The following is a 26,529-nucleotide window of genomic DNA, read 5'->3' on the forward strand; positions in this document are numbered from 1 at the left end:
AGCCCTGTTGGGCTGCTGTTTGTGTAAGGGGACGGATTCCTCCCCGTGCATGAATGACAGGGGTTTCCATCCGTCCCCTTACCAACCCTAATTTTCGATGACGATCCAGTGCCCTTCCACTCGGGCGATCGCTCCCCCCGGAAACGGATCCGTGCGCGCTTGGTTGGGGGCGTTAATCAGGTGGGTCAGTTTTTCCACATGGTCGAAAGTCGGTGCGCTGGGAAGAAGTTGCTGCAAAAGTTGCCGCATCGCTCGTCGCTGAATCCCTAGAGAGGCAGCGCTCAATATGCGGCGATTGAGGCGCACTGCTTCTACCGTTCTACCTTTTTCCCCAGAAAACTTGACTTTTTCATCGGTTTGGTATATAGAAGATTCCAGTAGCCCCTGGGCTTCCGCTTGCAAAAACTCCACATCAGCGCGCAACAGTTCGGCAGTGCGAGCTAAGTGCTGTTCCACGCTGGAATTAAAGTGGGTTTGCAAGTAGGGTAATAATTCCTGGCGAATGCGATTGCGCGAATATTTTAAATCCCGGTTGGTGGCATCTTCCCAAACCTCAATGTCGGCTTGATGACAAAACGCCTCGGTTTCCCAACGACTTACGCCTAATAAAGGACGCACCAGTCGAATGCCACCCTCTAAAAACCGCTCCCAGGCGATCGCCTGTAGTCCATCGGCACCGGTTCCGCGAATGGCATGAAACAAAAAGGTTTCTGCAAGATCGCTTTGGGTATGTCCGGTGACGATGGTGCAATACTCATGCTCGTCCGCGATCGCTTTTAACGCTTCATATCGCCACTGTCTCGCCTGTGCCTCGTTTTTGAGTGCTTGATGGGATGCCGCTTGCAAATAAAACGGCATCTGCCAGCGCTTTGTCAGGGTTTCCACATATTCTGCATTGGCTCGCGAGTCTTCACGCCAGCCATGATCGCAATGAGCGACCCCTAGGATCCAACCCCATTTGGGCTGCAAGTCTAGGAGCAATTGCGCCAAACACAACGAATCTTGTCCCCCAGAAACCGCCAGCAACAGGCGATCGCCCTTTGGCAATAATTGCCTCTGGCGCAGAGTTTGATGTACTCTGGCGTGAACAGAACTCCATCGGTTCATGCTTTCCCCATCCACATCCGCAACCCTTGCTCAGTTCTCTAGCTTTAACCTTTCGTGTTCGATCCCAAATCCGTCCCATATCGATTTAAACCACCCCGGCGATTAGAAATCGGGGGTAGGCAAGCCTCCGTCCTCATAAAACTGAATAATGTTAGCCATATATTTGACAGAGGGATTCCGGATTAATCAACCCTCTCAGCTAATTTTTTCTACCGTTCCCAAAAACCGGGATAAAATGACATTGAATGTCAATTTACACGCCAACAAAGAAGGGTAAAGGAGGGACCCGAACGCCCGGTTGAATAACCCTAAAATTTTTAGTTTAAAAAGTATGATAACCGCTCGAAATATAAGTTTTAATTTTATGCATACACCTTTTTGAGTTCAGAAAAAACTTTCCGGAAGCCGGGGCGTTAACCGGAATAAGGATGCGTGCGATCGCTATTTTTATTTCCAACTAACTAACGCAAAATACCACATAATACGCCGCACGCATCCCGGTTTAAAGTCCTATGCAAAATTGCTGAAGTTGCGCTTACTCATTAGGAAGAGAAGAAGGTTCGGCGATGCCGGGAGAGACAGCAGGAGTAGGGTCACTTTCCTCCGGACAAAACTCCAGACGCAGTTGAACTTTGCCGCGCCGCCAATATTGGCCCGGACTTAACACTTCACAGTCTAGACCGCCAGCGAACAAGCTTTCCTCTTCTAACTTCGTTTGGAGCAAATCCATAAATTCACTGACTTTGAACGTACATTGAAACATTAAATTACTGCCACTGGTAGACAGAACGTCCTCATTTCCTAGGGTTTCGAATTTACGATCCATCTCTATCTCCGCGTTCTAAAGTTTGACAGGGTTGGGATGCGTTTGACTTGGGAGTCACTCGTCTTTACCCGAGACTCCGCCCGGTTGTGAGCCAGTGGAGATTGCCGGACAGGAGACGAGTGACTCTGAGAGTTAACGGTTCAAGGCTTAGAAAAACCAACCGTAGGAATGCAGCCCTTTGCCCAAAAGATTGACCCCAAGATAACAGATCCAGACAACCACAAAACCAGTTGAGGCTAAAATTGCCGGACGACGACCTTGCCATCCTCGGGTAATGCGAGCATGGAGATAGGCAGCAAAGACAAGCCAGGTAATTAGCGCCCAGGTTTCTTTGGGATCCCAACTCCAGTAAGATCCCCAAGCTTCGTTGGCCCAGACGGCACCGGCGATAATGCCGATAGTGAGTAGGGGAAATCCCAATCCGATGATGCGATAGCTGATGTTGTCGAGAGTTTCGGCGAGACTGAGACGTTGTGGGGACAGAGGTGGGCTGGTGTTTGCTTCCCTGTGGGAATCGATCGCCTCTAATTTTTGGGGAGTTTCCACTTCCACCAAATCCAACACCGCCACATTACCGGCAACAGCACTGCCATTATTCTCGCGAACCGCCACGGGGGAAGATCCATTACTCGAATCAGTCTGTGGGTCTAAAGTGGTGCGATCGAGAGTTTCCATTGGTTGGGCGGGACGATGGGTGCGGTAGTTAGAGTTGCGATAGGCACCGTTGCCGATCGAACTGCCGCGCAATTCCACATGTTGCCCGCGCGTGACCACCAAAAAGGCGATCGCCAACAAAGACCCCACCATCAAGGTGGCATAACTGAGCATCATCACGCTGACGTGCATCATCAACCAATTGGATTTCAGGGCCGGAACCAAAGGTGCGGCGGATTGCATTTCCTCGGGTAAAGTCAGGGCAGCAAAGGCAGTAATGCCCATTGCCACGGGGGCACTGACCACGCCCACTAAGCGACTGCGGCTCATATTTTCGGCAATCAGATGAATTGCAGTAATCCCCCATGCCAAGAAAAACAAGGATTCATACAGATTGCTCAACGGAAAATATCCGGCTTCGATCCAGCGTGCGCCCAGTAGAGTGGCGATGCACAGGTTGGCGATCGCCATCCCACTGGTACCAATGGCAGACAACCACGGAACCCCCGGAAACGCAGCCGAGATTCCATACATCAACATGGTGATGAATAAAACAGCAAATGAAGCATTATCAAGCCAGTTTTGCAGGATAATCAAATCCACAAGCGTTCTCCCCTCTTGTTGTCGAATCGATAAGGTTTCGTAATTTCTTTCTATCGTACCGATTCTTGCCGCCTTCACGGAGATAAAACTACCGATTCAAATCGTCCCAGACTCACCAGCAGGGTCTGAAGTGACTGGCCCGGTAGGCGATCGCGCCCTTAGCCCTATCGCGTCGCTTCAGTAGAACCGGTTCGGAAAATGCTGGCCCACTATGCCCCACCGGGGGGCACAACCCACTAGCGATCGCAGTTTTCGGGCTGTTAGCCTGGGTGCCGTTTAGGAATCGTCGCTTGGGGTTGCCGGAGCGCTGGGAGGTGTAGAATTTTGAGGGTCTTCGCTGGCAGGAGTGGGTAAAGGTTTGGGTTTGCCTGCTTTGTTCAAACGGACAAATACCTGATAGCGGGTGGTGCGATCGCTTTCCACTGCGGTGCTAACGCCGATAGCTTGTATGGCATCGATCAGGATTTGTTGTTGGGAAGGCAATTGAATCCAACTGGGCGTTTCGGTCTGGATGGCGCGCTCCACATCCATAAAAAAGTGACCGTTGTTGGGGATCAGTTCTAACGGCACGATATCTTGGAATTGTTCGCTCATGGCGAGGGGTTGTTTGGGGGCGGGAACGATCGCTTCGCCCACCGGTGCGAGAAAACTTAAAAACGCCACATTGCCATTCAACCATCCGTGGGTCACGGAGAGGGATTTTTGGGGGGATGTCCACTGCACCACGGGTTGCGATGCGAGTTGGGTTTCTTCCACCGTGAAGTTATATTCCTCGCTCATTGCCCGATCGAGCTTTTTCAGCGTTTCTTCACCGGCGCGGCGATCGCTGGCTTGCACCATAAACAGTACCCCAATTGGATATCTGGCGTTACTTCCCTTCACTGGGGGAACGATCGAGAAGGAAAATTCCCCCGCCATCCAACTGAGCAAATCTTTCTCTAAATCGAGGTTGGTGGTACTTTTAATCGAGCGTCGCAGCCATTGCGGATCTAAAGGAGAAATGGGATTGGCGTCCACGCCTGCGGTATAGTCGGACCACAACTGCTGCAAGTTGCTGCCCGAAATCATCATTAACGTGTCTGCGGGTAAGCGAGTTGCCATCGTTCTGGCGTTATTTTCCACAGTGTATTTGAGCTCGCTATCCGGTTTGAGCCACGCCATACTGTCGAGACCAATACCGTCTGACTCCAGGGTGAGTGTGCTGGCAAATCCTTGATTGTGCTGCTGTGTGGCTATCTTTTTCGGGTTCGGGTTGGCTGAGTTTAATGAAGCAACTGCCGCCGCTATCGGCACGTTGATGAATAACCGCGCAAAGGGTCGCGAGGCTTCTAGTCGCTGCCAGACTTTCGTTGCCCCTGCCATGTCCGCTAGAGCCGGTGCGCCTTTGTAGGTGTCAATGATGCGGCTTATCGTGGGGCTGTCGTTGCTGATGACCAAATAGCGTCCGTCGAGTACGGTTACGGCGTATTGATTCTCTTCGGGCACTCCCTGCATCTGTTTGATTTCCACGTCTTTATAGGTGCGGTTCACCCATCTGCCATTTTGCGGGGGTTGGGCTTTTTCTAAGACTTGCTTGGCGCGCAAGGAATTGTTAATGGGTAACACCATGACTACAGAGTGCTGACCGGAAAAGCGCGCTGCAGATGGGGTGGAATCGGTTTTGTCGTTGCCGATGGGTACGGGAAAGGGGGGCAAGAAGCCGACGGTGATTTCCGAACCGACCCAAGGCTGGATATCTTGCTGGTAGTTATAGCCGTTGACACTTAAGAAGCGATCGCGCAACTGCAGGAGGTATCGATCCAGCAATGCTTGACTCTCTGGGGTGCCAAATTCGCGCAATTTCCGCCACTGACTCTCATCGGTGGTCAAGGAAATGGCCATTAGCGCATCCTGGGGTAGGATTTCGGTTCCCACCGGTACATCGGGTGCGCTTCGCCGTTGGACGATGGACCAAAAGCTGATAATACCGCCACCAATCACCAGAACCGCAGCAGCAGCTAGGGCAATGGAGATGGGGGCTTTCTTGGTTTCGATTTGTTTGGGTTCAGACATGATGTTGTCACAGCGCCTCAGCAACGAGAGTGCAATCGTTTATCGATCGGGGCAGGTTCGGTTGGGTTGCCTTAACGACTCTAATTTAACAACAAAACCGCCCCCCCTAGTGCTGCTTTTCGCAAACACATTCTCCCGGGATTTTGCAGACCGTCGCTATTCGCGGTTTGGGGTATCCGGTGGGGCGATCGCTCTTTTGCAAAATCTTCGGTTAATTTTTCTGTTCTAAAAAGGATATTTCATCACAGTATTTGCCTCGTTGGGTTCCAGAAAGTAGCGGTATACCCGCTACTTTCCTCTTATTACCCTCTCCCGGTGGAGATTCATATTTTTAGCCATTGCCCATTTTTGACTCAGAAATAAAATCGGCAAAATCGAGCGTTTCCTAACTTTAATCCTAACAATTTTTTGGTTATTTTACGTTCATCTCTAACGAGAATAGCTATCCAGCACCCGGGTGCAATCTAACAAGAAGCACGCCAACAAATGTGATACCCTGGAGGTATTTTGCAGGCGCGCTCGGTGTTTTTAACCGTTGGTAGTGGTAGGTTTTCAACAACAAACCGTCTTTTCTACTGGCTGATAGAGTGTATCGCGTTGTTGATAGGAACGCCCGCTGGAACGGATAGCCTGTTGTAATGTTTGCGGTTCCATCGCGCTACCGCCTTTTGCTCCTGCCATTGTGGTAATGTGTTCTTCCATTAATGTGCCGCCAATATCGTTGCATCCCCAGTCGAGGGCGGTGGTGGCACCGTTTAAACCGAGTTTAACCCAACTGGGTTGATGATTGGGAATCCACTTTCCTAGGAAGATGCGCGCTACAGCGGTTAAGTGGAGGGTGTCGGATAAGTTGGGTTGATCGCGACTGACGCGACGGCGTAAGGGGGCGGGTGCTTGTTCGCCGACAAATGGAAGTAAGATAAATTCGGTAATTCGGGCGGGATATTGCTCGGCGATCGCGGTTTGTTGCAGCGATCGCAACTTGGCGAGATGCTCTATCTGCTGTTGGGGGGTTTCCAAATGACCGCACAGCATGGTGCTGGTGGTGGGCATTCCCAGACGATGGGCGGTACTGACAATCTCGAGCCAAGTGGCGGTATTAATTTTTTCCGGGCAGATGATTTGTCGCAGGCGATCGTCGAAAATCTCTGCCGCCGTTCCCGGCATGGATCCCACGCCCGCTTCCTGGAGGGCAGCGATAACATCCCGATAGGTTAATCCATCCTCTCGGGCAATAAACTGGATCTCTTGGGGAGAAAAAGCGTGCAGGTGGAGTTGAGGAAATTCATCTTTAATCGTGCGAACCAGTTTTTGATAATAAGGTAAAGATGCGCCTCGGATTTTGGCTTCGGGATTCAATCCTCCTTGCATGCAGATTTCGGTCGCGCCTCGGCGAACCGCCTCGGCAGTTTTTTCGAGAATTTGGCCCCAATCTAACCAAAAGGCACCCTCATCTTCGCGATCGCGGCGAAAGGCACAGAAATTACAATGCTGTTCGCAGATATTGGTGAAATTGATATTGCGATTGATGACATAGGTGACGCGATCGCCGACTTGTCGCTGACGCAAGGCATCCGCCGCTTCGCGAATGGCGCTGATTTGTGCCGGCTCCTTCTGTTGCAGAAGGATCGCCGCGTCTGCGGGGGACAGATCGCGATCGGCGAGGGCACGATCGAGAATGGAATTTACAGATATAGCAGTCACGGGTTAATAAAGTAAGGAGTTACTGTGGTTTATTGTGACAAAAAACACCTCGGTTTGAGAAATGGGGGGTTAACCTGGGAGGTCGCGGGTGGAGGATTCGCGATCGCTTTCTGGTGGTAATCGTTCTAGCCATTGCATCCTATGGGGGTGATTTTTGACCCAGGAGGAGCGATCGACTCGCATATGAACCAGATATGATTTAAGATTACTCCCCGTCACCCACCGCCCGAAATCCTCCGGCGTGCCTGGTTCATTATATTGGAACAGACGATTGAGTATTAACTCCCCCCACCGCTTTTCGGTAATAGGAGCGTTTGAAAGAATACTTAATTTTATCTTTAATGGGTTCTGCGGCAATACGCTTGTCAGCCGATAAATTCCAAATTGGCATAATCTTTCCCCCTTTCCCCTTCTAATTTTCCAACTCAGGCCACAGTCCTCACCTCTTAAGAATTTCTGCATCAGTCCCATGAAGCGATTCGACAAATATCTTTTTAGCTCGATGCCTTTTTCGACGCTCCATTAAACTTTCTATTTTATATTCTTTATTTTCCCCTGATAGAATTGAGTTTTTGCTAGGCCATTAGCGTATTATATCCTCAAGAGAATAGGCTGATTTTGTTGTTTATGATTTTAACTCGATGACTCGATTTTCGCGAAATCGCTCTTTTGAATTGACTCGGGCAAAAATGGGGCATCCATTGCCACGTTTGTTGAGCTACGGGAAACACTATCGCGGGCAAATTTGGCTAGCGATCGCCTGTTCGATTCTCAATAAACTGTTCGATCTCGCCCCGCCAGCTTTAATCGGCGCTGCAGTGGATGTGGTAGTCAACCAGCAAGATTCTTTAATTGCCGAATTTGGCATTCAAGATATCTTCTCGCAACTGGTGGTGCTGAGCTTCATCACTTTTATCGTGTGGGGACTCGAATCGGTTTTTCAATACGCTTACGCTTGCTTGTGGCGCAATCTCGCTCAATCCCTACAGCACGACTTGCGCCTCGATGCCTACGCCCACTTGCAAGAACTGGAATTGGCCTATTTTGAAGAACGCTCTACTGGCGGTTTGATGTCGATTTTAAGCGATGATATCAATCAATTAGAGCGCTTTCTCGATGTGGGTGCGAACGAACTTTTACAGGTTTCCACCACGGTTGTGGTTATCGGCACTGCCTTTTTTATTTTAGCACCCAGTGTAGCTTGGATGGCCATGTTGCCGATGCCATTTATTATTTGGGGGTCGATCGCCTTTCAGCGTCGTCTTGCGCCTCGGTATGCCCAGGTGCGAGAAAATGTCAGCTTGCTCAACGGTCAACTGGCCAATAATTTAAGTGGAATGACCACAATTAAAAGCTTTACTGCCGAAAAATATGAAGTCAAACGCATTGCGCGCTTTAGCCAAGCCTATCGTCAAAGCAACCGTCGCGCGATTGCTTTTTCTGCCGCATTTGTTCCGTTAATTCGCGTAATTATTTTAATTGGATTTACCGGGACTTTGCTTTATGGCGGACTAGCCGTGGTGGAAGGCAATTTGGCGGTGGGTACCTATAGCGTTTTGGTATTTTTAACTCAACGACTACTTTGGCCTTTAACCCGCTTAGGACAGACCCTAGATTTATATCAGCGGGGCATGGCTTCGATTACCCGGGTGATGAATTTGCTCGATACTCCCATCGCGCTTCATCGCGGGGAAAAGCCGTTAACCCTGGAATCGGTGCGGGGAGAATTAAAGTTGGACAATGTAAGTTTTTCCTATAGCGATCGCGCGCCGGTTTTGCAGGATTTGTCCCTGGAAATTCCCGCTGGAAAAACGATTGCCATTGTCGGGGCTACCGGGTCGGGCAAAAGTACGGTGGTGAAGCTATTGCTGCGACTTTATGAAATTCAATCGGGCACCATTACATTAGATGGAATTGACATTCGGGAACTTAAGCTGGGCGATTTGCGCCGCGCGATCGCATTGGTCAGTCAGGATGTTTTTTTGTTTCGCGGAACTGTGGCAGAAAATATTATGTATGGGAGTTTTGATGCCAGTTTTGAGTCGGCGATCGCGGCGGCAAAAATGGCAGAAGCCCATGAGTTTATTATGGCATTGCCTCAAGGTTACGAGACGATTGTGGGAGAACGAGGACAAAAGTTATCCGGCGGACAACGACAACGAGTGGCGATCGCTCGCGCTATTTTAAAAAATCCGCCAATTTTAATCCTTGACGAAGCAACCTCCGCTGTGGACAATGAAACCGAAGCGGCGATTCAACGCTCTCTAGACCGGATTACCCAAAATCGCACCACGATCGCGATCGCTCATCGTCTTTCTACGGTGAGAAATGCAGATTGCATTTACGCGATGCAGGGCGGCAAATTAATCGAATCCGGCACTCACGAAGACCTATTAGACCAAAATGGCATATACGCGAGTCTGTGGCGAGTACAAATGGGAATGAAAACCTGAAAGACGATGGCTTAGCCCCAGCATTGCCCTGTTAATCCTATGATAAAATAACCTGGGATAGGGTGGGCATGGCTTACCCGACTCTCAACCAATGAAGGCCAAACGGGAATAGACAGCTAAAAAATGATTAACTTAGTGGGTAGCAATCAACCCGAAAAAGCGGAAGACCAATGGCGGGGTCAGTTAGCGGATTTTGCCAAAGCCAATCAAGAAGAATTGGCCGCATTGTCTTGGGGATTGTGGTTGGAAAACCAACACAACGACAGCGTTATCGGTATCGATATGTCGCCGAGGCCGCATTTCGTGTATTGTCCGAAAGCGGCGATCGCTCAATTAAATGGCAAAGTCAATAACAAACTTGCAGAAATGATTGGGGTAGTGGAAAACTTTAACCCCGAAACAGAAGTGTTGCTCGTTGGAATTGGCAACGGTCAAGTGAAGGTGATTGAATTTGAAATCGACCCCCCGCCCCCGGTTTGTTTTGAGCGTATGGGACATGACGTGCAGACATTAATCGAACGCTTGGAAAACCGCCTGCAAGGGTAAGGAGCGACTGTAGCCAAAGGATTTTATAGGTGGTATTATTCCCTATTGCGGTTAATTCTCTAAACTCGATACAGTCGTTCCATTTGAGTGGTAAAAGTATTGTTTGAAATCGGCGATCGACTCCTTCTCTACTTCAAAAATAGCAAGGGAGTCGCTCGCACCTCTACACAGGGGTACTATTCATTGAAAACAGGGATATAATTCTTCGATTCGGTATTATTTTCTCGAACTCCCTACCGCCTGCGCTGGATTTGACCAACCTCAGCGACTCTTCGTTGTCTCTCGGGTGGGCGCAGATGACCGCCTCTTTCTAATATTCGATAACGGTTCCGTTGGGCAACCGGATTTCGGTGCCCGGGGGAAAGTCTTCCTGAATCAAGGGACTTTGCCCCTCGGGGTTCCTCCTTTCCTGGGGGACATTTCTAATTACCGTGTCATCGGAGAGTTGCTCGATTGAAGGAGTGGAGGCATCAGTGGATCGATCGCGGCGGTTGGCACCCGATCGCTCCGTAGCCGGGGTACCTCTGACCCTTCCTTCACCCGCGTTGCCGGTTGAGGGATTCATACTATCGGTAGCCCCATCGCGGCGGTTGGCACCCGATCCCTGGGGTGACGGGATACCTCTCACAGTACCATCGGGCAAGATGACAATGGTTCTACCATTGGGTTGAGTGATAATTGTGGTGCCATCTGCGAGGGTTCGCTGGGTGGTTTCCCCGGACTGGGAAGCCTCATCGCCCGTTGGGGTGGGCTGTCCGGGCGCTCGATCGCGGTTCGCTTCCCCCCTGCTTTCGGGTCGGTTCGCTTCCCCCCTGCTTTCGGGTCGGTTCGCTTCCCCCCTGCTTTCGGGAGCGCGATCGTACTCGCAATAGCGATCTAAGTCTATCACATTGCCTCGCGGGTTAACCATATAGCAGCCGGGATAGTCCTGTGCCCTTGCTGCTTTTTCGCCAATCGGCATCAACACCATCAATCCTGCCGAGATTGCTAGGGGTAAAGATAATTGTTTTAACATTTGAGCGATAAACCTCCGCAAGTCTAAAATATTTCACGTTCTTTCGTTCCGAGGGCAACCCTTGGCAAATTTTCGAGCGCCATGAAGAATATTGTCCTCAGTCTGGGTACTTTTAGTTCTATTTTGACAAATTGTTGAGGGCGATCGCCTCTTTCATCCGAAAGATTATTTCCCTCATCCGAAAGAGCGATTTTCGCTGCGTTTATTCGCTTTTAAACCGAACAGCCATCGAACACTATAGGTTTGAAATTTGTTGAAAACCCTTACGAGACATAAATTACCAAACAATCCAGAGCGAACTAAAAACTCCTGATGTCAAGAGCGATGCGGTTTCCAAACCCTGACAAAAAAGGGGCACCCTTCCATGCCCCCGATTTTTTAAACTTGCGATTGCGATTTATTGGTGAAATTTGATTGACAAAACCAGTGTTTATTTTGCAATTTATTTGGCTATGTTTGCCGAATTATTCCGCAAAAATTGCCACGCACTGTTGAAAGCTCTGCTGGGCATAATCCGGTATATTTTCAAATCCTATGGAATGAAATCCCGTTAAATCAAGCGGTTCTAAGTTTTGCTCCATCGACCATTGAAGGCCATCACGAGAGGGTTGTGCATACGCTCCTTGCAGGTCAACCACTTTCTCACCTTGAGCTATTCCTTGAAAACACCCACTATTATCGGTTTGGAAAGCGTATTTTAATCCGCTCATCGAATTAGCGGTTTTGCGGAACACCACATAAAGCTGACCCGGTGCATCCGGAGTGGGAGATTGCCCGTAAAAATACTCGCCATCGGGCAAGTTTTCTAGCCCGCGATCGCCGACATTTTCGCTCGTGGTTTCGGGATTGAGCGTGGGGGGAGTTGTGGGAGTTTCGCTTTCCCGAGTCATCTGAGGATCGCCACACCCGGCGAGAATCGCCACGGTGGCGAAAATTTGCCCCCATCTCCAGAAGTTGATATTTGTGAAAGTCGCGCGGGTTATGCGCCTATTGTTTGGCAGATGAACTGTGGGATGTTGCATGGAGTCTCCTCTATCGCGATCGAATTAAGAAAGCGGGTGGAGGACGATGGCCATCCACCCGGGTTTTCTTTTACGAACAAAAACAACTCAAGCCATATTGATTATAAAGGGTTTGACCGGAATTGTTATGGGGTTAAGAAAAGTTTTAGCCTGACTTAAGAAAGGCTTATGCCGCCACACCGCCTCCCCCGAAGTTGAAGGCGATCGGCTGGTGCGACATACGGGATATTTGTATAAAAACGTGAGAATCTGTCGCCCATCCTACCAGATGTGCTTCTGCCAGTCGGCCCGTGCGAAGAAACTATCTAAAATATAGAAACGAGAATTTACCCAATCCCCTCAATGAGGTAAAAATCAGCTTTGCTCCGTTCAAGCGTCTTTTGAAAAAGTAGAATCTCCCCCTATCGATAGAGGCAATTGTAGTCAGTCTTAGGATAGGATTTTATCGCCGTTGCAGAAGAGGTTTGCCCATGCCAATTTTAATCATTTTTCTAGGATTATTAATTTTAGTGATTGTAATGGCAGATGTGTTAGTTACGAGTTTGACCGCCGGCGGTGCCGGACCTTTAACGGGAAAGTTATGCCGTGGAGCCTGGAAAATGGGTCTTCGCTTTAATCGCAAGCATTCCAACCACCGCTTTTTGACCCTTCTCGGCTGGATTTTGCTGGTTGGCATTGCCTTGCTTTGGTTATTTTTGACGTGGGTGGGATGGACGATGGTGTTTTGCTCGTTTGATGAAGCGGTGGTCAATTCCACAACGAAAATTCCCGCCACGATAGGGGAAAGAATTTATTTTATGGGTTATACGCTTTCTACCTTAGGGTTGGGAGATTTTCAGCCAGCTACTGGAATTTGGCAGTTCGCAACGGCAGTGGCTTCTGCCAATGGTTTTTTTTTAGTCACCCTGGCGATCGCCTATTTATTGCCCGTGATTTCCGCCGTGGTACTAAAACGCCAAATTGCGTTATACATTACCAGTCTAGGGGGTACGCCGGACGAAATAATCCTGCGCGCTTGGAATGGGGAAAATTTCGGTCAGTTCGATCAGCACTTAATTACTTTAACTGCGATGATGAGCCAAATGGCAGAAAGTTATCTCGCTTATCCCATTCTGAATTACTTTCACAGTGTGGAGCGCTCGAAAGTTTTTGCCTTAAGCATTGTTACCTTAGATGACGCTTTAACTCTGCTGTATTACGGAGTTCCGGAGAAAAACCAGCCGGATCCAGCGGCACTTCGACCCGCACGACGTGCGGTTTCGGGATTTTTGAAAACTCTCAAATCCGCCTATATCGAACCCGCATCAGAAACTCCGCCGCTTCCGCCTTTAGAGATGCTGGCTCAGGAAGGCATTCCCACTGTCAGTGACGAACAGTTTTGGCACAATACGAAGCATGCCACAATTCGCCGACAGTTATTGTTGGCTCTGGTGAAACATGATGGCTGGACGTGGGATGCCGTTGCGTCAATGAAAACCACCAATCGCGGCACCTGGTTAGATGACGAAAGCATCATAGACGATGCGGAACTTCACTAACCGGGCGATCGCGGATGCAATGTGATTAAAAAATAGGAGCAATAGAATGAAAGCACTGAAATACATCTTACTGAGTTTTCTAGGAATTTTAGTAATTTTCATCCTTTGGGGCTTAATAGAACCGTATTTTATCGACAAACAAGAAGAAGTGGCTACGATTCCCAATCTTCCCGAAGCATGGGAGGGACAAAAGGTGGGAGTCGTAGGAGATTTTCAGGTAGGAATGTGGTTGGACAATACCAATACCGTGCGCCGCAGCATCCAAGAGTTGGTGGAAGAAAAGCCGGCGTTTGCTTTAATTATCGGAGATTTTGTCTATCATACTTTGCCCGATCCGGAGACAGAGATTGGTACAGTGACTGAGTTGCTGCGTCCGCTTGTGGATGCAGGGATTCCGACCTATGCCGTGTTAGGAAATCACGATTACAGTATGAGTTCTCCCGATGGGGAAGCACAAGAACGGGTGGCGCAACAGTTGGAAGGAGAACTCGAAGCGATGGGAGTGTCGGTTCTAGAAAATGAAGCCGCGAGGGTATTCCTGCCTGGGGAAAACACCGAACCGCTTTATTTGGTGGGAATTGCGGCAGACTGGCCCGGTCGCGATCGCCCGCAAGTTGCCTTTGCCGATGTACCCGACGCCGCACCTCGCTTTGTGATGATGCACAATCCCAACTCCTTTGCGGAATTTGCGGCGCAAACCGCCCCGATCGCAGTTGCCGGACATACCCACGGCGGACAAATTCGCTTGCCCTTGACGCCGCAATCTTCTTGGTTGAGCTTTGTGAAACAAGATAAGGTTCATGCTGATGGCTGGATCGATAAAGGATATGGAACGGAAGGGAATCGACTTTATGTGAATCGCGGCATTGGGTTTAGCCTTCTTCCCATGCGGATTAACTGTCCGCCGGAAATCACTATGTTTACGCTGCGCCCCAATGATACAGTTGGTTCGTAGACAGGAGGAAATCATCGGATGATTCAAGTCATTGGGGATACCATGAATTCGGCTCTGGGACTCAGCCGGGATCCGCAGCAGCTCACCTTGTTGCAGATGGGACTGCGGGCGATCGTCATTTACGCGATCGCCCTCGGGATGGTGCGCGTGGGTGGCGATCGCCGCTTTATCGCCAAACATGCGGCTTTAGATGTCCTCTTAACCATTATTTTAGGCTCCACCTTAAGCCGCGCCATTAATGGCAGTGCGCCTTTTTTTGAAACCCTGGGAGCCGCTTTCGCACTGGTGCTGCTGCATTGGCTATTAGCCTTAATTGCGTTTCATTTTGACCGTTTCGATCCTTTAATTAAGGGGCGATCGCATGTGTTAATTCAAGATGGGGAAATCAATCACGCCGCCATGAAAAAAAGTCATATCAGTTATCGCGATTTAAAATCTTCTTTGCGCTTGAAAGCTAACCTTACCGACCCTTCTCAAGTCGAACAAGCACGGCTAGAAGCCAGCGGCGAAATTAGCATTATTCTAAAAGACAAACCCCCCAGCGTTGTAGAATTACCCGTAGAATCTGGGGTGCAAACCGTGCGAATTCAACTGAACTGAGCGCTCCGATATCGTCCGCCGGAATAAATAGAAAAACAAATTAATCCGCCTGGGCGGAGGAGGATTCGACTTTCCTCCGCCTCCGAAAAACCCGGGGCGATTTCCATCGATTACCTGAATTCGCCATTTACCGGACGCGATATCATTCTATCCGAAAATATAGCTCGCGCCCCCTTCCCCGGGGGCTACGTTGATTCAGAACAAATAGGGGTTAGGCCAGAAATTGAGAAGGAATTCTAAGCTCAATTTTGACGGTTCAATTGCCAAGTTTTACCGCCCCGGGAAGTTTATATCGGCAGGGGTTTTGCTGCCTCAGCGTCGTGGAGGAATGTTGGGTTAATATTTTTCTTCTCCCTCGCTATCGTCTCGCTCTCTTGCATTATCTACATTGCCCTGATGGCCTGTTTTTACGGCTTGATTGCCATCTTCGCTGCCCGGTTCATTGATAGTATTGTTATTATCGTTCATCGTCACTTGCATCGGTAAATTCGGGTTTACCCAAATTTCCTCCTGATGCAGGCCAATGTGAAGATTTTCCGAATCTAATGCTAATTTAAGCCGACGACGATATTCTCGCGAAATATCCCATTGTTTCATCGGTTTGACTTTTATCCACAGTCTGACTAGCAAACCGCGATCGCTAAAATCATCGATGCCCAGCAGTGTCGGTTCTTCGAGAATGTCCTCTTTCCAGTCTGGATCTTCATTCATCTCTTGCGCCACGGTATGAATGACATCGATAACCTGATTGATGTCAGTATTGTAAGGAACGGGAATTTTTAAATCCGATCGCGCCCACTCATAAGAAAAATTGACCACGGATTTTATTTCGCTGTTGGGAAGCGTGACCAATCGTCCTTTAGCATCGCGCAGTTGGGTAATTCGCAGATTCATATCTTCCACGACGCCGCCCAACTGATTCATATTTTCTACCACAATCACATCCCCGACGGCAAATTGGTCTTCTAACACAAAGAAAAAGCTATTGATAGCGCCTTTGATTAAGTTTTGCGAACCCAACGTTATCAGCAAACCAATCACACCTGCCCCCGCAATCAATGCGCCCAAACTGACGCCGACCAAACTCAGGGCGACGATCGATCCGATCGCAATCCAGGTGAATAAAGCCGTACTTTTGAGTAAACTGGAAATCGTGGAAACGCGCAATTCCAATCGGCGGGAATCTTGCGCCTTGATAATCTGACTTTCGGCAAAACTGGAAATCACACGGTTGATGGCAATATAACTGAGTCGAGTTCCCACATAACTGACTACAATCACCACGGCAATAATCAAGGGAATTTCTAGGGCAGAAAGAACGGCAACCTGGAACGGTCGAGTATAGGGAAATAACCCCAAAATTATCACAATTGCACTGACCCAGATGGCAATTTGCGCGATTGCGATCAGGTGTTTCTCGACTTTTTGCAAGTTGTCTTTTTGTTCGCGATTGAGTTTGTGGGTGATGGGGTGATGAGAGATAACATTGGCGGCAAATTGGGGCACATCAATTTTTTGGCCGATGCGAAACAGGACAAATGAAAGGGCGATCGCACCGACAATAATTCCCGCCGCAATCCAAGACTGTCGGATACTATACTCTTGTTGTCGTTCTAAGCGCGACTGCTCGAGAGCTTGGGGCAGTTCTTCTTGAAATTGTTTCACCAACGCCCAAGGTGTAGTTCCCAGCAGATTTGCATCTTGTTGGGTAACGGTCAGCAAATACGTACCATTCACGTAAATTTCGGGTAACTTCGTATTTTCTTGCTCCATCACCAGGATTTCTGGCGTAGCGCTAGCGGCGTCTAGATAATCATTGCGGATTTTCTGCAACTTATTTTCAATTCGTTCCAACCGCTTGGTGATTGAAACTTTTGGTGCAGCAATTTCTAACACGGGGTGTCCATCTAATCGCACCCATTCGGTTACGGGATTGACGGTAGTAGAATTGGATTGATTAAACTGGGCGGTTGCTGGCGGTGCGATCGCCACCGTCAAGAGGAAAGTTGTAATAAAAAAGGCGATAAAAATCCCTTGCTTTTGCCAACATTTGGCTGGGTTTTTCAGCTTTTTTACCCTCCCGATGGTGCCGGCGATCGCGCGGCGATAAAGGGTTTGCAAATTTCCATAATTCATTCAGATCGAACCTCCACCCAGTCATACGCGGGTCAAACGATATCGATCGCAGATTAGTCAGATTAGCACCGGTGTAACATCCCTCTAAGGGAAGACCTTGGATAATAAATTTCAGTTCGATCGCATTTCCGGTTTAATCCGTGCGGCGTGAAACCTCGGGCTAAGCGATCGCTTCTTTCCACATAGGGAGAATTAAAACGGGTTCCCAGGACGAACCTGGGAACAGATGCAAAAATCGGTCATTCAAAACCCTGGGGAATTATGCACTGACTACAGTAATTTTACTGGCAGCTTTCAGGGCTTTTTCCCGCGCCTCTTGCACGGTCTTTCCTTTCGCTAAGGTGACTCCCATGCGCCGAAAGGGACGCGCATCCGGTTTGCCAAACAATCGCAGGTCTACATCGGATTCTGATAAAGCATCGGTAACGCCTTCATAGGCAACTGAATCTAATTTTTCTTGGGCTAAAATTACCGCACTGGCGGCTGGATAGAATTGTTCGATTTTCGGGATTGGCAAGTTTAAAATCGCGCGCAAATGCAGTTCAAATTCGTTCAAATTTTGGGAAATTAATGTCACCATTCCGGTATCGTGGGGGCGGGGAGACAGTTCGGAAAAAATTACTTCATTTTTGGTGATAAAAAACTCGACCCCAAAAATGCCCGCCCCGCCTAAAGCATTGGTGACTTTTTCGGCGATCGCCTGCGCTTCTTTCAGCCGTTGTTCGGACATGGGGGCGGGTTGCCAGGATTCTTGGTAATCGCCTCTTTCTTGCCGATGGGCGATCGGCGGACAAAATAAAGTCGGTCCATCCCACTGCTTAATCGTCAGCAGGGTAATTTCCACGTCAAAATCTACAAACTCTTCCACAATTAACTTTTGACTGTGACCCCGAGACCCTTCTAGGGCGTATTTCCATGCTTTTTCTACTTCCTTGGCATCCCGGACAATGGACTGTCCTTTCCCGGAGGAAGACATCACCGGTTTGACCACATTGGGAAATCCGATTTTTTCGGAAACTTGAATGAGTTCGGCTAGGGTGCTGGCATAGTCGTATTTGGCCGTGCGAATTCTTAACTCTCCCGATACCAAATTTCGAATGCGATCGCGATTCATGGTGTAATTGGTCGCCTTGGCAGTGGGAATGACAATAATCCCTTCTTTTTCCAGTTCGAGTAACTTTTCGGTTCTAATTGCTTCGATTTCGGGAACGATAAAATTGGGTTTATGTTTGTCCACAACCCGTTGCAATTCTTCCCCACTCAGCATCGAAATTACTTCTTTTTCATCGGCTACCTGCATGGCGGGAGCATTATCGTATCGGTCCACCGCGATCGCCCAGTTGCCCAATCGTTGAGCGGCAATCACAAATTCTTTCCCGAGTTCGCCAGATCCAAGCAACATCAATTTTTGTGGCACACGCATTCTATGAATCCCCAATTGACGACAAGTCCATCTATTGTAGACCCTCCCGGCATATTTGCCCTCAGCCCCCCTCGGCATCCCTGTGGCTACAACTTTTCAGGTTTTTTTGTAACATGATTAACAGAATGCCCCACCGGCGGGATGCTATCTTCCAGCCATCCTCGGAGCTGCATCCCTCGTCAGTAAACCCTGTAAACCTTTATTTGCAAGGGATTGGAGCGATTAAAAAAAATTTTTCTCTATCCCCTTGACACCGAGCGGCAAAATGTATTATGCTGTAGCACAGTAGGAACTGAGTTGGATGCGGCCTCGCGAAACACCCTGTTTCCAGGATTGGGAAAAGCCGGTCGTTATGCTAACCGCCGGTCCTACTGCACTCATTCAAATCATCTTTACCTCGTTTTGTTGCTTTAAACGGCGACTAAGTTACAAAAGCCTCTGGGCAGGAACTGTGCGAGGAGTGATTGTTGCATGTGGTTGCACTTGCGATTCATTTGCGCGACGCGCGGGGGTTCGACTCCCTCCCTCGGCTCTAATTTTTTATCGCTCATGCCGAGGATGCAAAACAATTAAATCGCTCGCCGCCTGTCCTGCCTTTAATATTCTTGAGAAAAGAGCGTTGCCCCTCGTGCAACGCTCTTTTCATTTGCCAAACCCGATGATGAAAGCAGGGAAAATTTTGTGCCGATTTTCACTGGGAGGCGATCGCTCTCGGAGGGGATATCGAGGAGTTTAAGAGACAATCGAAAAAAAGGCGATCGCCGCCAATGCAAGAATACAGCATTGGCATCGGATCGTTTTAATTTTCACAAACAAAACAATCTGTGCTTTCCACCTCTGGGAGTTCGCTTCGATCGCCATCGACCTTTTGCATCGAGGCGATATTAGGCACTGTCGGTATGCTGTGGATTTTAGACTCGATCGCCTCTGGGTTTGGGGAAGGGAAAGCACAGATAGCAGATTGACAACCATAGACCCGAGAAGCAAGCGATCGCTCATTTTTGTGAAAGTTGTCAATCTGCAACATTAAATTTGCCGAAAGACTTGACCCATAGAGAAAGATGTGGTAATAAGAATAGACTGGGGGTAAATCAGGAGAAATGGCAGAAGCGATCGCCCCAGTGCTTCCGAACCTTTCCTCCCCCCGAAAAGAAAGCGAAACCCGACAATTGACAAAAACCGAGAAAAAAGATTGCCTTGCAGAAGGCACCTTTCTATGATGGAAAGGCAATCTTGGCGGTGCAATGGGGTTCGAGTCCTCGAGCAGAGGGCGGATTGTTGATGGCTTCATCGTTTTCGCCAAACTGTCAGTAGCGACCCAAACCAAATCCAGGCGAGAAATCCGAGAGGAGTTGCGCGCCGAAAGTAAGGTTGAGGGGAAGCAGACAGTGGGTTGCGCGAGTGAACCCGAGTCTAGTCGAACGGACAGGCAAAGGTAAACTCAGGCTGAGGCAAATCCCTGACGAAGTGATTTAAGTGTGAGGAAAACAAATGGCTCTCGAATATCCAGAAGATCTGAAATATCTAGACTCCCACGAGTACGTTCGACTCGACGGCGAAATCGCCACAATTGGCATTAGCGCATTTGCGATCGACCAACTCGGAGACATCGTATTTGTGGAACTGCCCGATTTAAGCGAAGCACTGACCAAAGGAGAGACCTTTGGCACCATAGAATCAGTGAAAGCCGTAGAAGACCTTTACGCCCCCATATCCGGGACAGTAGTCGATCGCAACAGCGAAATCATTGACGCCCCCGAAGCGATCGCCGACGATCCGTATGGAGAAGGGTGGTTGCTCAAAGTGCGCGTCAACGATCCCGACGAACTCGAAGAGGCGATGTCTGCCGAAGAATATCGGGCACAAGTCGAGGGAGAGTAAAACCAAGCTGTCGCAAAGCGCAGAGGAATGAGCGATCGCGCCACCACCACAGGGGGTTGGAGAGACAGAGTATTTTGGGGAAATAAAATTGAGCGGCGCAGGCACTCCATCCCCAGATGCAGCCACTGCGTAGCCCCCCAAAGTCCGAGAGAAATCCCCACCCACCCGAGAGGCGATCGCATTCATCGGCATAACAATTTCCCCTGACAGATAAGGCATCAGAGAGTATCCGGAACCTTATTTGCCAGGGGAAAGCTGTCAGAATCGAAACAAAAAACGCAACCGGGCAGGAGTTTTCCCTCCCCAAGCGATCGCCCCTACCCTAAGTACAGCAGCGCTTTTGCAGGCAAAAATCAACCCTTCACAGGGCACCCAGGGTCGGGATTGCCCTAGAAAGGCGACCGAAATTGTTGCACAATAATAGAGAAGTGTAGGCGGTTAACTGGGTATTGGAAGATTGCCAACATTCCCGACCCAGACCGTGGGGGAATCAACCCCTATCCAGAAACCAGAACCCCAAAACAAGACAACCGGGCAGAAACTACACAGGTTAAGACGTTAAGAAATCGGAGTTCTATGCTGAAGTCGAAAACCACAATCAACCACGCAGAAGTAACCCAACCCGTGAAACAGACCACCCAATCCACTGCAGATCCACTAATTTCCTCCGATTCTTTCGTCCGACGGCATAACGGGCCATCGCCCCAAGAAATCGACCAAATGCTCAAAGCGATCGGGTTTTCCACCCTAGACGCCGCGATCGAGCAAACCGTACCCGCCAGCATTCGACGCGATCGCCCCCTCAACTTGCCGCAACCTGCCAGCGAATACGCAGCCCTCGATCGGCTCCAAAAAATCGCCGCCCAAAACAAAATCTACCGTTCCTTCATTGGCATGGGGTATCACGACTGCATCACCCCCCCTGCCATTCAGCGGAACATCTTAGAAAATCCCGGGTGGTACACCGCCTACACCCCCTATCAAGCCGAAATTGCCCAAGGCAGACTCGAGGCCCTGCTGAACTTTCAGACCCTCGTCATCGACCTTACCGGACTCGAGATTGCCAACGCTTCCCTCTTAGACGAAGCCACCGCCGCCGCCGAAGCCATGAGCATGAGCTATGGCTTGTGCAAAACCAAAGCCAACGCCTTTTTCGTCTCCCAACACTGCCACCCGCAAACCATCGAAGTGGTGCAAACTCGTGCCCAACCCCTCGGCATCGAGATTATCGTCGGCGATCCGCAAACCTTCAGCTTCGATCGCCCGGTATTTGGCGTCCTGCTGCAATACCCCGCCACCGACGGCACCCTGTACGACTATCGCGACTTTATCCAACAAGCCCATGATGCCGGGGCCTTAGTCACCGTCGCCGCCGACCTCTTGAGCTTAGCCCTGATAGCGCCCCCCGGAGAATTTGGAGCCGATATAGCCGTAGGCAACACCCAGCGCTTCGGAGTTCCCCTGGGATACGGCGGACCCCATGCCGCCTATTTTGCCACCCGGGAAAAATACAAACGGCAAGTCCCCGGAAGGATTGTCGGCGTTTCCAAAGACACCCAAGGCAAAACCGCCCTGCGTCTGGCCCTGCAAACCCGCGAACAACATATCCGCCGGGAAAAAGCCACCAGCAACATCTGTACCGCCCAAGTGCTGCTTGCGGTGATGGCATCCATGTATGCGGTTTATCACGGGCCCGAGGGCATCAAACGAATTGCCCAAAACCTGCATCGGCTGACCGAAATTCTCGCCCAAGGATTGAAGCGTCTCGGATACGATATCGGATCCGCGCCCTTCTTCGACACCCTGCGCGTGGAATTAGGCTCCAAATCCCTCGAGGAGATTCTCGCCGCCGCCGACAGCAAACAAATTAACCTGCGAACCTTCGATCGCACCACGGTGGGGATTAGCCTCAACGAAACCACCAGCGTCGAAGACCTGGTAGACTTGTGGCAGATTTTCGCCGGCACCGCAGACCTGCCGTTTACTGTAGAAGAACTGGCAGGGGAAGCTAAAGGAGAATTTGAGGCTCCCTTTGCGCGCACCAGCGAGTATCTGACCAATCCGGTGTTTCATCGCTATCACTCGGAAACCGAACTGTTACGGTATCTGCACCGCCTGCAAGCCAAAGACCTCTCCCTAACCACTTCGATGATTCCGTTAGGGTCTTGCACGATGAAGCTGAATGCAGCGGCGGAAATGATTCCCGTAACTTGGCCGGAATTTGGCAAGATTCACCCCTTTGCCCCCACCTCGCAAACTCAGGGGTATCAGACCATGTTCCGACAGTTAGAGGAATGGCTGGCGGAAATTACCGGCTTTGCGGCGATTTCCCTGCAGCCCAATGCGGGGTCGCAAGGGGAATATGCCGGACTGCTGGTAATTCGGGAATATCACCAACAGCGCGGCGAGGGTCATCGGAATGTCTGTTTGATTCCCACCTCGGCGCATGGAACCAACCCGGCGAGTGCGGTGATGTCCGGGATGAAAGTGGTACCGGTGAGTTGCGATGACCAGGGGAATATTGATTTAGAGGATTTGAAGGCAAAAGCCGAGAAGCACCGCCAAAACTTGGCGGCGCTGATGGTGACTTATCCTTCCACTCACGGGGTATTTGAGGAAGGGATTGAGGAGATTTGCCAAATCGTTCATACCCACGGCGGGCAGGTTTATATGGATGGGGCGAATATGAATGCCCAGGTGGGGTTATGTCGTCCCGGAGATTTTGGGGCGGATGTGTGCCACTTGAACCTGCACAAGACGTTCTGCATTCCGCATGGTGGCGGCGGCCCGGGGATGGGACCGATTGGGGTGATGCCCCATTTGGTGCCGTTTTTGCCCGGACACTCGGTGGTGGATATGGGGCGATCGCAGGGGATTTCTGCGGTGTCGGCTGCACCTTGGGGCAGTTCTAGCATTCTGCCGATTTCTTGGATGTATGTTGCCATGATGGGGGCGGAAGGTCTGAGTGAGGCGACTAAGGTGGCGATTTTGAATGCGAATTATATTGCGTCTCGGTTGGGGTCTTATTATCCGGTGCTTTATAAGGGTAAGGCCGGTTTGGTGGCCCACGAGTGCATTCTGGACCTGCGATCGCTGAAGAAAACTGCCGGGATTGAGGTGGATGATATTGCGAAGCGCTTGATTGATTATGGCTTCCACGCGCCTACGGTGTCTTGGCCGGTGGCGGGAACGATGATGGTGGAACCTACGGAAAGCGAGTCGAAGGAGGAACTCGATCGCTTCTGCGATGCGATGATTTCGATCCGTCACGAAATCGAGCAAATCGAGTTGGGTCAGGCGGACCGGGATAATAATGTGTTGAAGAATGCACCGCATCCGGCGGAAGTGGCGATCGCTACGGATTGGGATCGTCCCTATACCCGGGAAGCTGCGGTTTATCCGGCCCCCTGGATCCGCGATCGCAAGTTCTGGCCACCGGTGGGTCGGGTGAATAATGCCTTTGGCGATCGCAATCTGGTTTGCGCTTGTTTGCCAATGGATGCTTATTCTGAGGCATAAGTAGGTGCGGCGATCGCGGGTTGTGTTTTAACCCAATTCGCCTGTTTTTTTCCTCCCTCCAGATAAATTTTTTATCTGGAGGGAGGTTTGATTTGGGCGGGGTTTCTCAGAGTTTCGGTGACGCGATCGGCTCGCTTATATCGGCGTTTTTTTCCGGCAAAAGCCTGTTGTTTATTTTGCCAACATAGAATAGTCACTCTCTATCCATCCCCCATTTTTTGCGCTTCTGAGGAAAAGAGGGAACTCTCCATCCCCCACCCTCGTCTCTGTGCCAGAAATCTTCCTGAAAATCATGGCTGTGTTTTTGAGACTGCGATTTACACTCACCTTCCCACATGACAGTTCTGCTGGGGTTTAAATCAGCCGCAGGAGCGGAAAACAACCGTCAGATAAAGGAGCGCCGAACGAGGCAAATTTTTATTGATTTAGCCTTTGCTCGCCCTCCTTTATAACTGTGATTATTTGTTAAGCAGAGAGTTATTAAAACTTTAAATTATTTGAGATTTACGTGGAATTACGGAGAAAATAAAGGGAACAAAAAAAAGCTCGGTAAATCCATCTATTTTGGATAAAAATTTTCTTAAATTAAGGAGACAGTTTGCATGAAAACGCCCAAACTGCTAGACTGACAAGAGGCGAAAAAGCACCAAAATCCACTGTCAGCTCCAGTACGCATATTAATAAGGTGTCGCCTTGGCATCCCAAAACAAAAATAAGATTTTTCGGAAACAATCCGCAAGCCAGTCAGTCTAAGAAAACCAGGGAACATTGATGGCGAGGCGACTGTCCTTTCCAACAACAAGCCAAAGGGAATACAGATTGATGCCTGTTTCCATGTACGATTGTCCAATCAGGCGATCGGGAACAAACTTTAAAATCAGGGAATCAAAAAAACAAACGCATCTCGATGAATTCCAAGAGTCGAATAACCTGAGAGGTTTTCCTCTCCAGTTGAGGCTCTTTCCCCTTTATAAATTGCACCCAAAAGTCCCTTGGCTGACAAGGAATTAAGACCGAAAGTTGCCAACGCTGTGAAGTCCAAACCGGAAACGGAACTGGCTTTTGACAGATTCCTCAACTCAAACAACCATCGAAATTTATTCTCGATAACGGAGTTTTCCTATGCTTAGCGAACAAGAAGTACGCGACATCGTAAACGGCACCACCGAAGAAGAAACCACCACTGAAGAACCGACCGACGCAGAATTAGCCAATGTCAGCGAACCTGTCGCGGAACCTACCACAGAAGAACCCACAGTGGAACCCACTGCAGAAGAAACCGTAGAAGAACCCACAGCAGAAACCACCACAGAAGAACCCACAGTGGAACCCACTGCAGAAGAACCCACTGCAGAAGAAACCGTAGAAGAACCCACAGTGGAACCCACTGCAGAAGAACCTACTGCAGAAGAAACCGTAGAAGAACCCACAGTGGAAACCACTGCAGAAGAACCTACAATGGAAACCACTGCAGAAGAAACCACTGCAGACGGCGAAATGGATGAGTCCGAAATGGATGATTCCGGAATGGAAATGACGCCGGAAGAAATGGCGGAAGTTGAAGACATCGAAAATTCTGATGTATTCGACGAAGAAACTTATTTGGCGGAAAATCCGGACGTCGCCGAAGCCGTCGCTAATGGCGAAACCACTGCTGCTTTCCACTTCTACAAATTTGGGCAGTTTGAACAGCGGTCCTTCAACCGCTACGTGAATGTCGGCTATTACCTGCAGCAAAATACCGATGTAGAACAAGCCGTTTCCAGTGGCGAAACGACTGTTTTCAAACACTTCAAAAACTTCGGAAAATTTGAAGCGCGCGCGTTCCATCCCTTCATTAACGTCGGCTTTTATCTGGAGCAAAACCCAGATGTTTCCGAAGCCGTATCCCAAGGTGAAACGAGCGTATTTTCGCACTTCTTCAACTTTGGGCGCTTCGAGAATCGTAGCTTCAACCGCTTCTTTAACGCCAATTCCTACTTGCAACTCAACCCGGATGTTGCAAATGCAGTTTCCGAGGGTGAAACCACGGCGGCGGATCACTTCCTCAACTTTGGGTTAAGTGAAAATCGCGAGTTTAACTTCTCCTTTAGCGTCACTCAAATCACCAGCATCTTCAGCGTCTCCAGCTTAGTCGAAATTGGGTTAGAGACCCTGAGCGCATTCTTCACCAGCGAAGAAGGTGAAGAACTGATTGGCGGCGAAGAAGAAGATGACCTAGAAGATGGCGAAGGCGCAGAAGATTCCGGCGAAGATGTAGAAGATTCTGGCGAAGACGCGGAAGATTCTGGCGAAGACGCGGAAGATTCTGGCGAAGACGCGGAAGATGCCGACGAAGATGCGAGTGATGACATAGAAGATGCCGGCGATTTGCCAGCGATTCCCGACTTCACCGATGGCGGCGGATCCGGTGGTGGCGAACCCACCGATGGTAGTGGCGAAGAACCCACCGATGGTAGTGGCGAAGAACCCACCGATGGTAGTGGCGAAGAACC

At 49.7% G+C, this 26,529-nt stretch carries 18 protein-coding genes and 1 pseudogene; 8 read left to right on the forward strand and 11 right to left on the reverse strand.

Going from position 1 to position 26,529, the window contains the following annotated elements:
• Window positions 1–87: 87 nt before the first annotated feature.
• The 5 genes from tilS to cofH all read right to left on the reverse strand — a co-directional run bounded on the left by tilS (window position 88) and on the right by cofH (window position 6,946).
• Window positions 88–1,107, reverse strand: coding sequence for a tRNA lysidine(34) synthetase TilS (gene tilS / locus LKK83_RS04190; RefSeq protein WP_324629623.1), 1,020 nt, complete (start codon window positions 1,105–1,107; stop codon window positions 88–90).
• Between the two features lie 535 nt (window positions 1,108–1,642).
• On the reverse strand, window positions 1,643–1,933 hold the full coding sequence (locus LKK83_RS04195; RefSeq protein ID WP_324629624.1) for a KGK domain-containing protein: 291 nt from the start codon (window positions 1,931–1,933) through the stop codon (window positions 1,643–1,645).
• 147 nt (window positions 1,934–2,080) lie between these two features.
• Window positions 2,081–3,190 carry a c-type cytochrome biogenesis protein CcsB gene (gene ccsB / locus LKK83_RS04200; protein WP_324629625.1) on the reverse strand — a complete coding sequence of 370 codons (1,110 nt, stop codon included), beginning with the start codon at window positions 3,188–3,190 and terminating at the stop codon, window positions 2,081–2,083.
• 276 nt (window positions 3,191–3,466) lie between these two features.
• A complete protein-coding gene (locus LKK83_RS04205; protein WP_324629626.1) occupies window positions 3,467–5,242 on the reverse strand; it encodes a DUF3352 domain-containing protein in 1,776 nt (591 codons plus the stop codon).
• A 552-nt stretch (window positions 5,243–5,794) separates the two neighbouring features.
• Complete coding sequence (cofH, locus tag LKK83_RS04210; RefSeq protein ID WP_324629627.1) at window positions 5,795–6,946, reverse strand: 7,8-didemethyl-8-hydroxy-5-deazariboflavin synthase subunit CofH; 1,152 nt, start codon at window positions 6,944–6,946, stop codon at window positions 5,795–5,797.
• A 641-nt stretch (window positions 6,947–7,587) separates the two neighbouring features.
• On the opposite strand from cofH, the gene LKK83_RS04215 reads away from it, so the two are divergent.
• Entirely contained in the window at window positions 7,588–9,399 is a 1,812-nt protein-coding gene (locus tag LKK83_RS04215; RefSeq protein ID WP_442957277.1) for an ABC transporter ATP-binding protein, read from the forward strand.
• 123 nt (window positions 9,400–9,522) lie between these two features.
• A complete protein-coding gene (gene ccmS / locus LKK83_RS04220) occupies window positions 9,523–9,945 on the forward strand; it encodes a beta-carboxysome assembly chaperone CcmS (protein ID WP_324629628.1) in 423 nt (140 codons plus the stop codon).
• 310 nt (window positions 9,946–10,255) lie between these two features.
• Here ccmS and LKK83_RS04225 read toward each other — a convergent pair whose 3' ends face one another.
• A complete protein-coding gene (locus tag LKK83_RS04225) occupies window positions 10,256–10,960 on the reverse strand; it encodes a T-complex 10 C-terminal domain-containing protein (protein WP_324629629.1) in 705 nt (234 codons plus the stop codon).
• Window positions 10,961–11,424: 464 nt separating this feature from the next.
• Complete coding sequence (locus LKK83_RS04230; protein ID WP_324629630.1) at window positions 11,425–11,850, reverse strand: hypothetical protein; 426 nt, start codon at window positions 11,848–11,850, stop codon at window positions 11,425–11,427.
• 602 nt (window positions 11,851–12,452) lie between these two features.
• On the opposite strand from LKK83_RS04230, the gene LKK83_RS04235 reads away from it, so the two are divergent.
• From LKK83_RS04235 to LKK83_RS04245, 3 genes are read left to right on the forward strand one after another with little or no spacing between them, the layout of a single operon-like run.
• Entirely contained in the window at window positions 12,453–13,520 is a 1,068-nt protein-coding gene (locus tag LKK83_RS04235) for an ion channel (RefSeq protein ID WP_324629632.1), read from the forward strand.
• Between the two features lie 46 nt (window positions 13,521–13,566).
• Entirely contained in the window at window positions 13,567–14,475 is a 909-nt protein-coding gene (locus LKK83_RS04240; protein WP_324629634.1) for a metallophosphoesterase, read from the forward strand.
• An 18-nt stretch (window positions 14,476–14,493) separates the two neighbouring features.
• Window positions 14,494–15,075 (forward strand): DUF421 domain-containing protein, encoded by a 582-nt coding sequence (locus LKK83_RS04245; RefSeq protein WP_324629635.1) that lies wholly within the window; start codon window positions 14,494–14,496, stop codon window positions 15,073–15,075.
• Window positions 15,076–15,411: 336 nt separating this feature from the next.
• On the opposite strand, the gene LKK83_RS04250 is transcribed toward LKK83_RS04245, so the two are convergent.
• The 3 genes from LKK83_RS04250 to LKK83_RS04260 all read right to left on the reverse strand — a co-directional run bounded on the left by LKK83_RS04250 (window position 15,412) and on the right by LKK83_RS04260 (window position 19,844).
• Window positions 15,412–17,211 (reverse strand): mechanosensitive ion channel family protein, encoded by a 1,800-nt coding sequence (locus LKK83_RS04250; protein WP_324629636.1) that lies wholly within the window; start codon window positions 17,209–17,211, stop codon window positions 15,412–15,414.
• Window positions 17,212–17,470: 259 nt separating this feature from the next.
• A complete protein-coding gene (gene purT / locus LKK83_RS04255) occupies window positions 17,471–18,712 on the reverse strand; it encodes a formate-dependent phosphoribosylglycinamide formyltransferase (RefSeq protein ID WP_324629638.1) in 1,242 nt (413 codons plus the stop codon).
• Window positions 18,713–19,433: 721 nt separating this feature from the next.
• Window positions 19,434–19,844, reverse strand: coding sequence for a hypothetical protein (locus LKK83_RS04260; RefSeq protein ID WP_324629639.1), 411 nt, complete (start codon window positions 19,842–19,844; stop codon window positions 19,434–19,436).
• A 281-nt stretch (window positions 19,845–20,125) separates the two neighbouring features.
• Here LKK83_RS04260 and gcvH point away from each other — a divergent pair, with 281 nt between their 5' ends.
• Both gcvH and gcvP read left to right on the forward strand, forming a co-directional pair.
• Window positions 20,126–20,515 carry a glycine cleavage system protein GcvH gene (gene gcvH / locus LKK83_RS04265; protein WP_324629641.1) on the forward strand — a complete coding sequence of 130 codons (390 nt, stop codon included), beginning with the start codon at window positions 20,126–20,128 and terminating at the stop codon, window positions 20,513–20,515.
• A 576-nt stretch (window positions 20,516–21,091) separates the two neighbouring features.
• The gene (gcvP, locus tag LKK83_RS04270; protein WP_324629642.1) at window positions 21,092–24,034 is read left to right on the forward strand and encodes an aminomethyl-transferring glycine dehydrogenase; all 2,943 of its coding nucleotides are present in this window, start codon (window positions 21,092–21,094) and stop codon (window positions 24,032–24,034) included.
• Window positions 24,035–24,105: 71 nt separating this feature from the next.
• Here the strand turns inward: gcvP and LKK83_RS04275 are convergent, their stop codons facing one another.
• A complete protein-coding gene (locus tag LKK83_RS04275) occupies window positions 24,106–24,231 on the reverse strand; it encodes a hypothetical protein (protein WP_324629644.1) in 126 nt (41 codons plus the stop codon).
• 925 nt (window positions 24,232–25,156) lie between these two features.
• On the opposite strand from LKK83_RS04275, the pseudogene LKK83_RS04280 reads away from it, so the two are divergent.
• A pseudogene (locus LKK83_RS04280) lies at window positions 25,157–26,529 on the forward strand (hypothetical protein); the annotation flags it as partial.

The organism is Phormidium sp. CCY1219 (genome assembly GCF_035615515.1).
In the GTDB taxonomy this organism is placed as follows: Bacteria; Cyanobacteriota; Cyanobacteriia; order Cyanobacteriales; family Laspinemataceae; genus CCY1219.

What these genes read in the sequence shown, in the direction of transcription:
- LKK83_RS04250 (WP_324629636.1), bottom strand. Translation starts at nt 17,211, where the DNA reads ATGAATTATGGAAATTTGCAAACCCTTTATCGCCGCGCGATCGCCGGC.
- LKK83_RS04245 (WP_324629635.1), top strand. Translation starts at nt 14,494, where the DNA reads ATGATTCAAGTCATTGGGGATACCATGAATTCGGCTCTGGGACTCAGC.
- LKK83_RS04230 (WP_324629630.1), bottom strand. Translation starts at nt 11,850, where the DNA reads ATGACTCGGGAAAGCGAAACTCCCACAACTCCCCCCACGCTCAATCCC.
- LKK83_RS04205 (WP_324629626.1), bottom strand. Translation starts at nt 5,242, where the DNA reads ATGTCTGAACCCAAACAAATCGAAACCAAGAAAGCCCCCATCTCCATT.
- LKK83_RS04225 (WP_324629629.1), bottom strand. Translation starts at nt 10,960, where the DNA reads ATGTTAAAACAATTATCTTTACCCCTAGCAATCTCGGCAGGATTGATG.
- LKK83_RS04235 (WP_324629632.1), top strand. Translation starts at nt 12,453, where the DNA reads ATGCCAATTTTAATCATTTTTCTAGGATTATTAATTTTAGTGATTGTA.
- purT (WP_324629638.1), bottom strand. Translation starts at nt 18,712, where the DNA reads ATGCCGAGGGGGGCTGAGGGCAAATATGCCGGGAGGGTCTACAATAGA.
- LKK83_RS04195 (WP_324629624.1), bottom strand. Translation starts at nt 1,933, where the DNA reads ATGGATCGTAAATTCGAAACCCTAGGAAATGAGGACGTTCTGTCTACC.
- LKK83_RS04240 (WP_324629634.1), top strand. Translation starts at nt 13,567, where the DNA reads ATGAAAGCACTGAAATACATCTTACTGAGTTTTCTAGGAATTTTAGTA.
- gcvP (WP_324629642.1), top strand. Translation starts at nt 21,092, where the DNA reads ATGCTGAAGTCGAAAACCACAATCAACCACGCAGAAGTAACCCAACCC.
- ccmS (WP_324629628.1), top strand. Translation starts at nt 9,523, where the DNA reads ATGATTAACTTAGTGGGTAGCAATCAACCCGAAAAAGCGGAAGACCAA.
- tilS (WP_324629623.1), bottom strand. Translation starts at nt 1,107, where the DNA reads ATGAACCGATGGAGTTCTGTTCACGCCAGAGTACATCAAACTCTGCGC.
- LKK83_RS04215 (WP_442957277.1), top strand. Translation starts at nt 7,588, where the DNA reads ATGACTCGATTTTCGCGAAATCGCTCTTTTGAATTGACTCGGGCAAAA.
- gcvH (WP_324629641.1), top strand. Translation starts at nt 20,126, where the DNA reads ATGGCTCTCGAATATCCAGAAGATCTGAAATATCTAGACTCCCACGAG.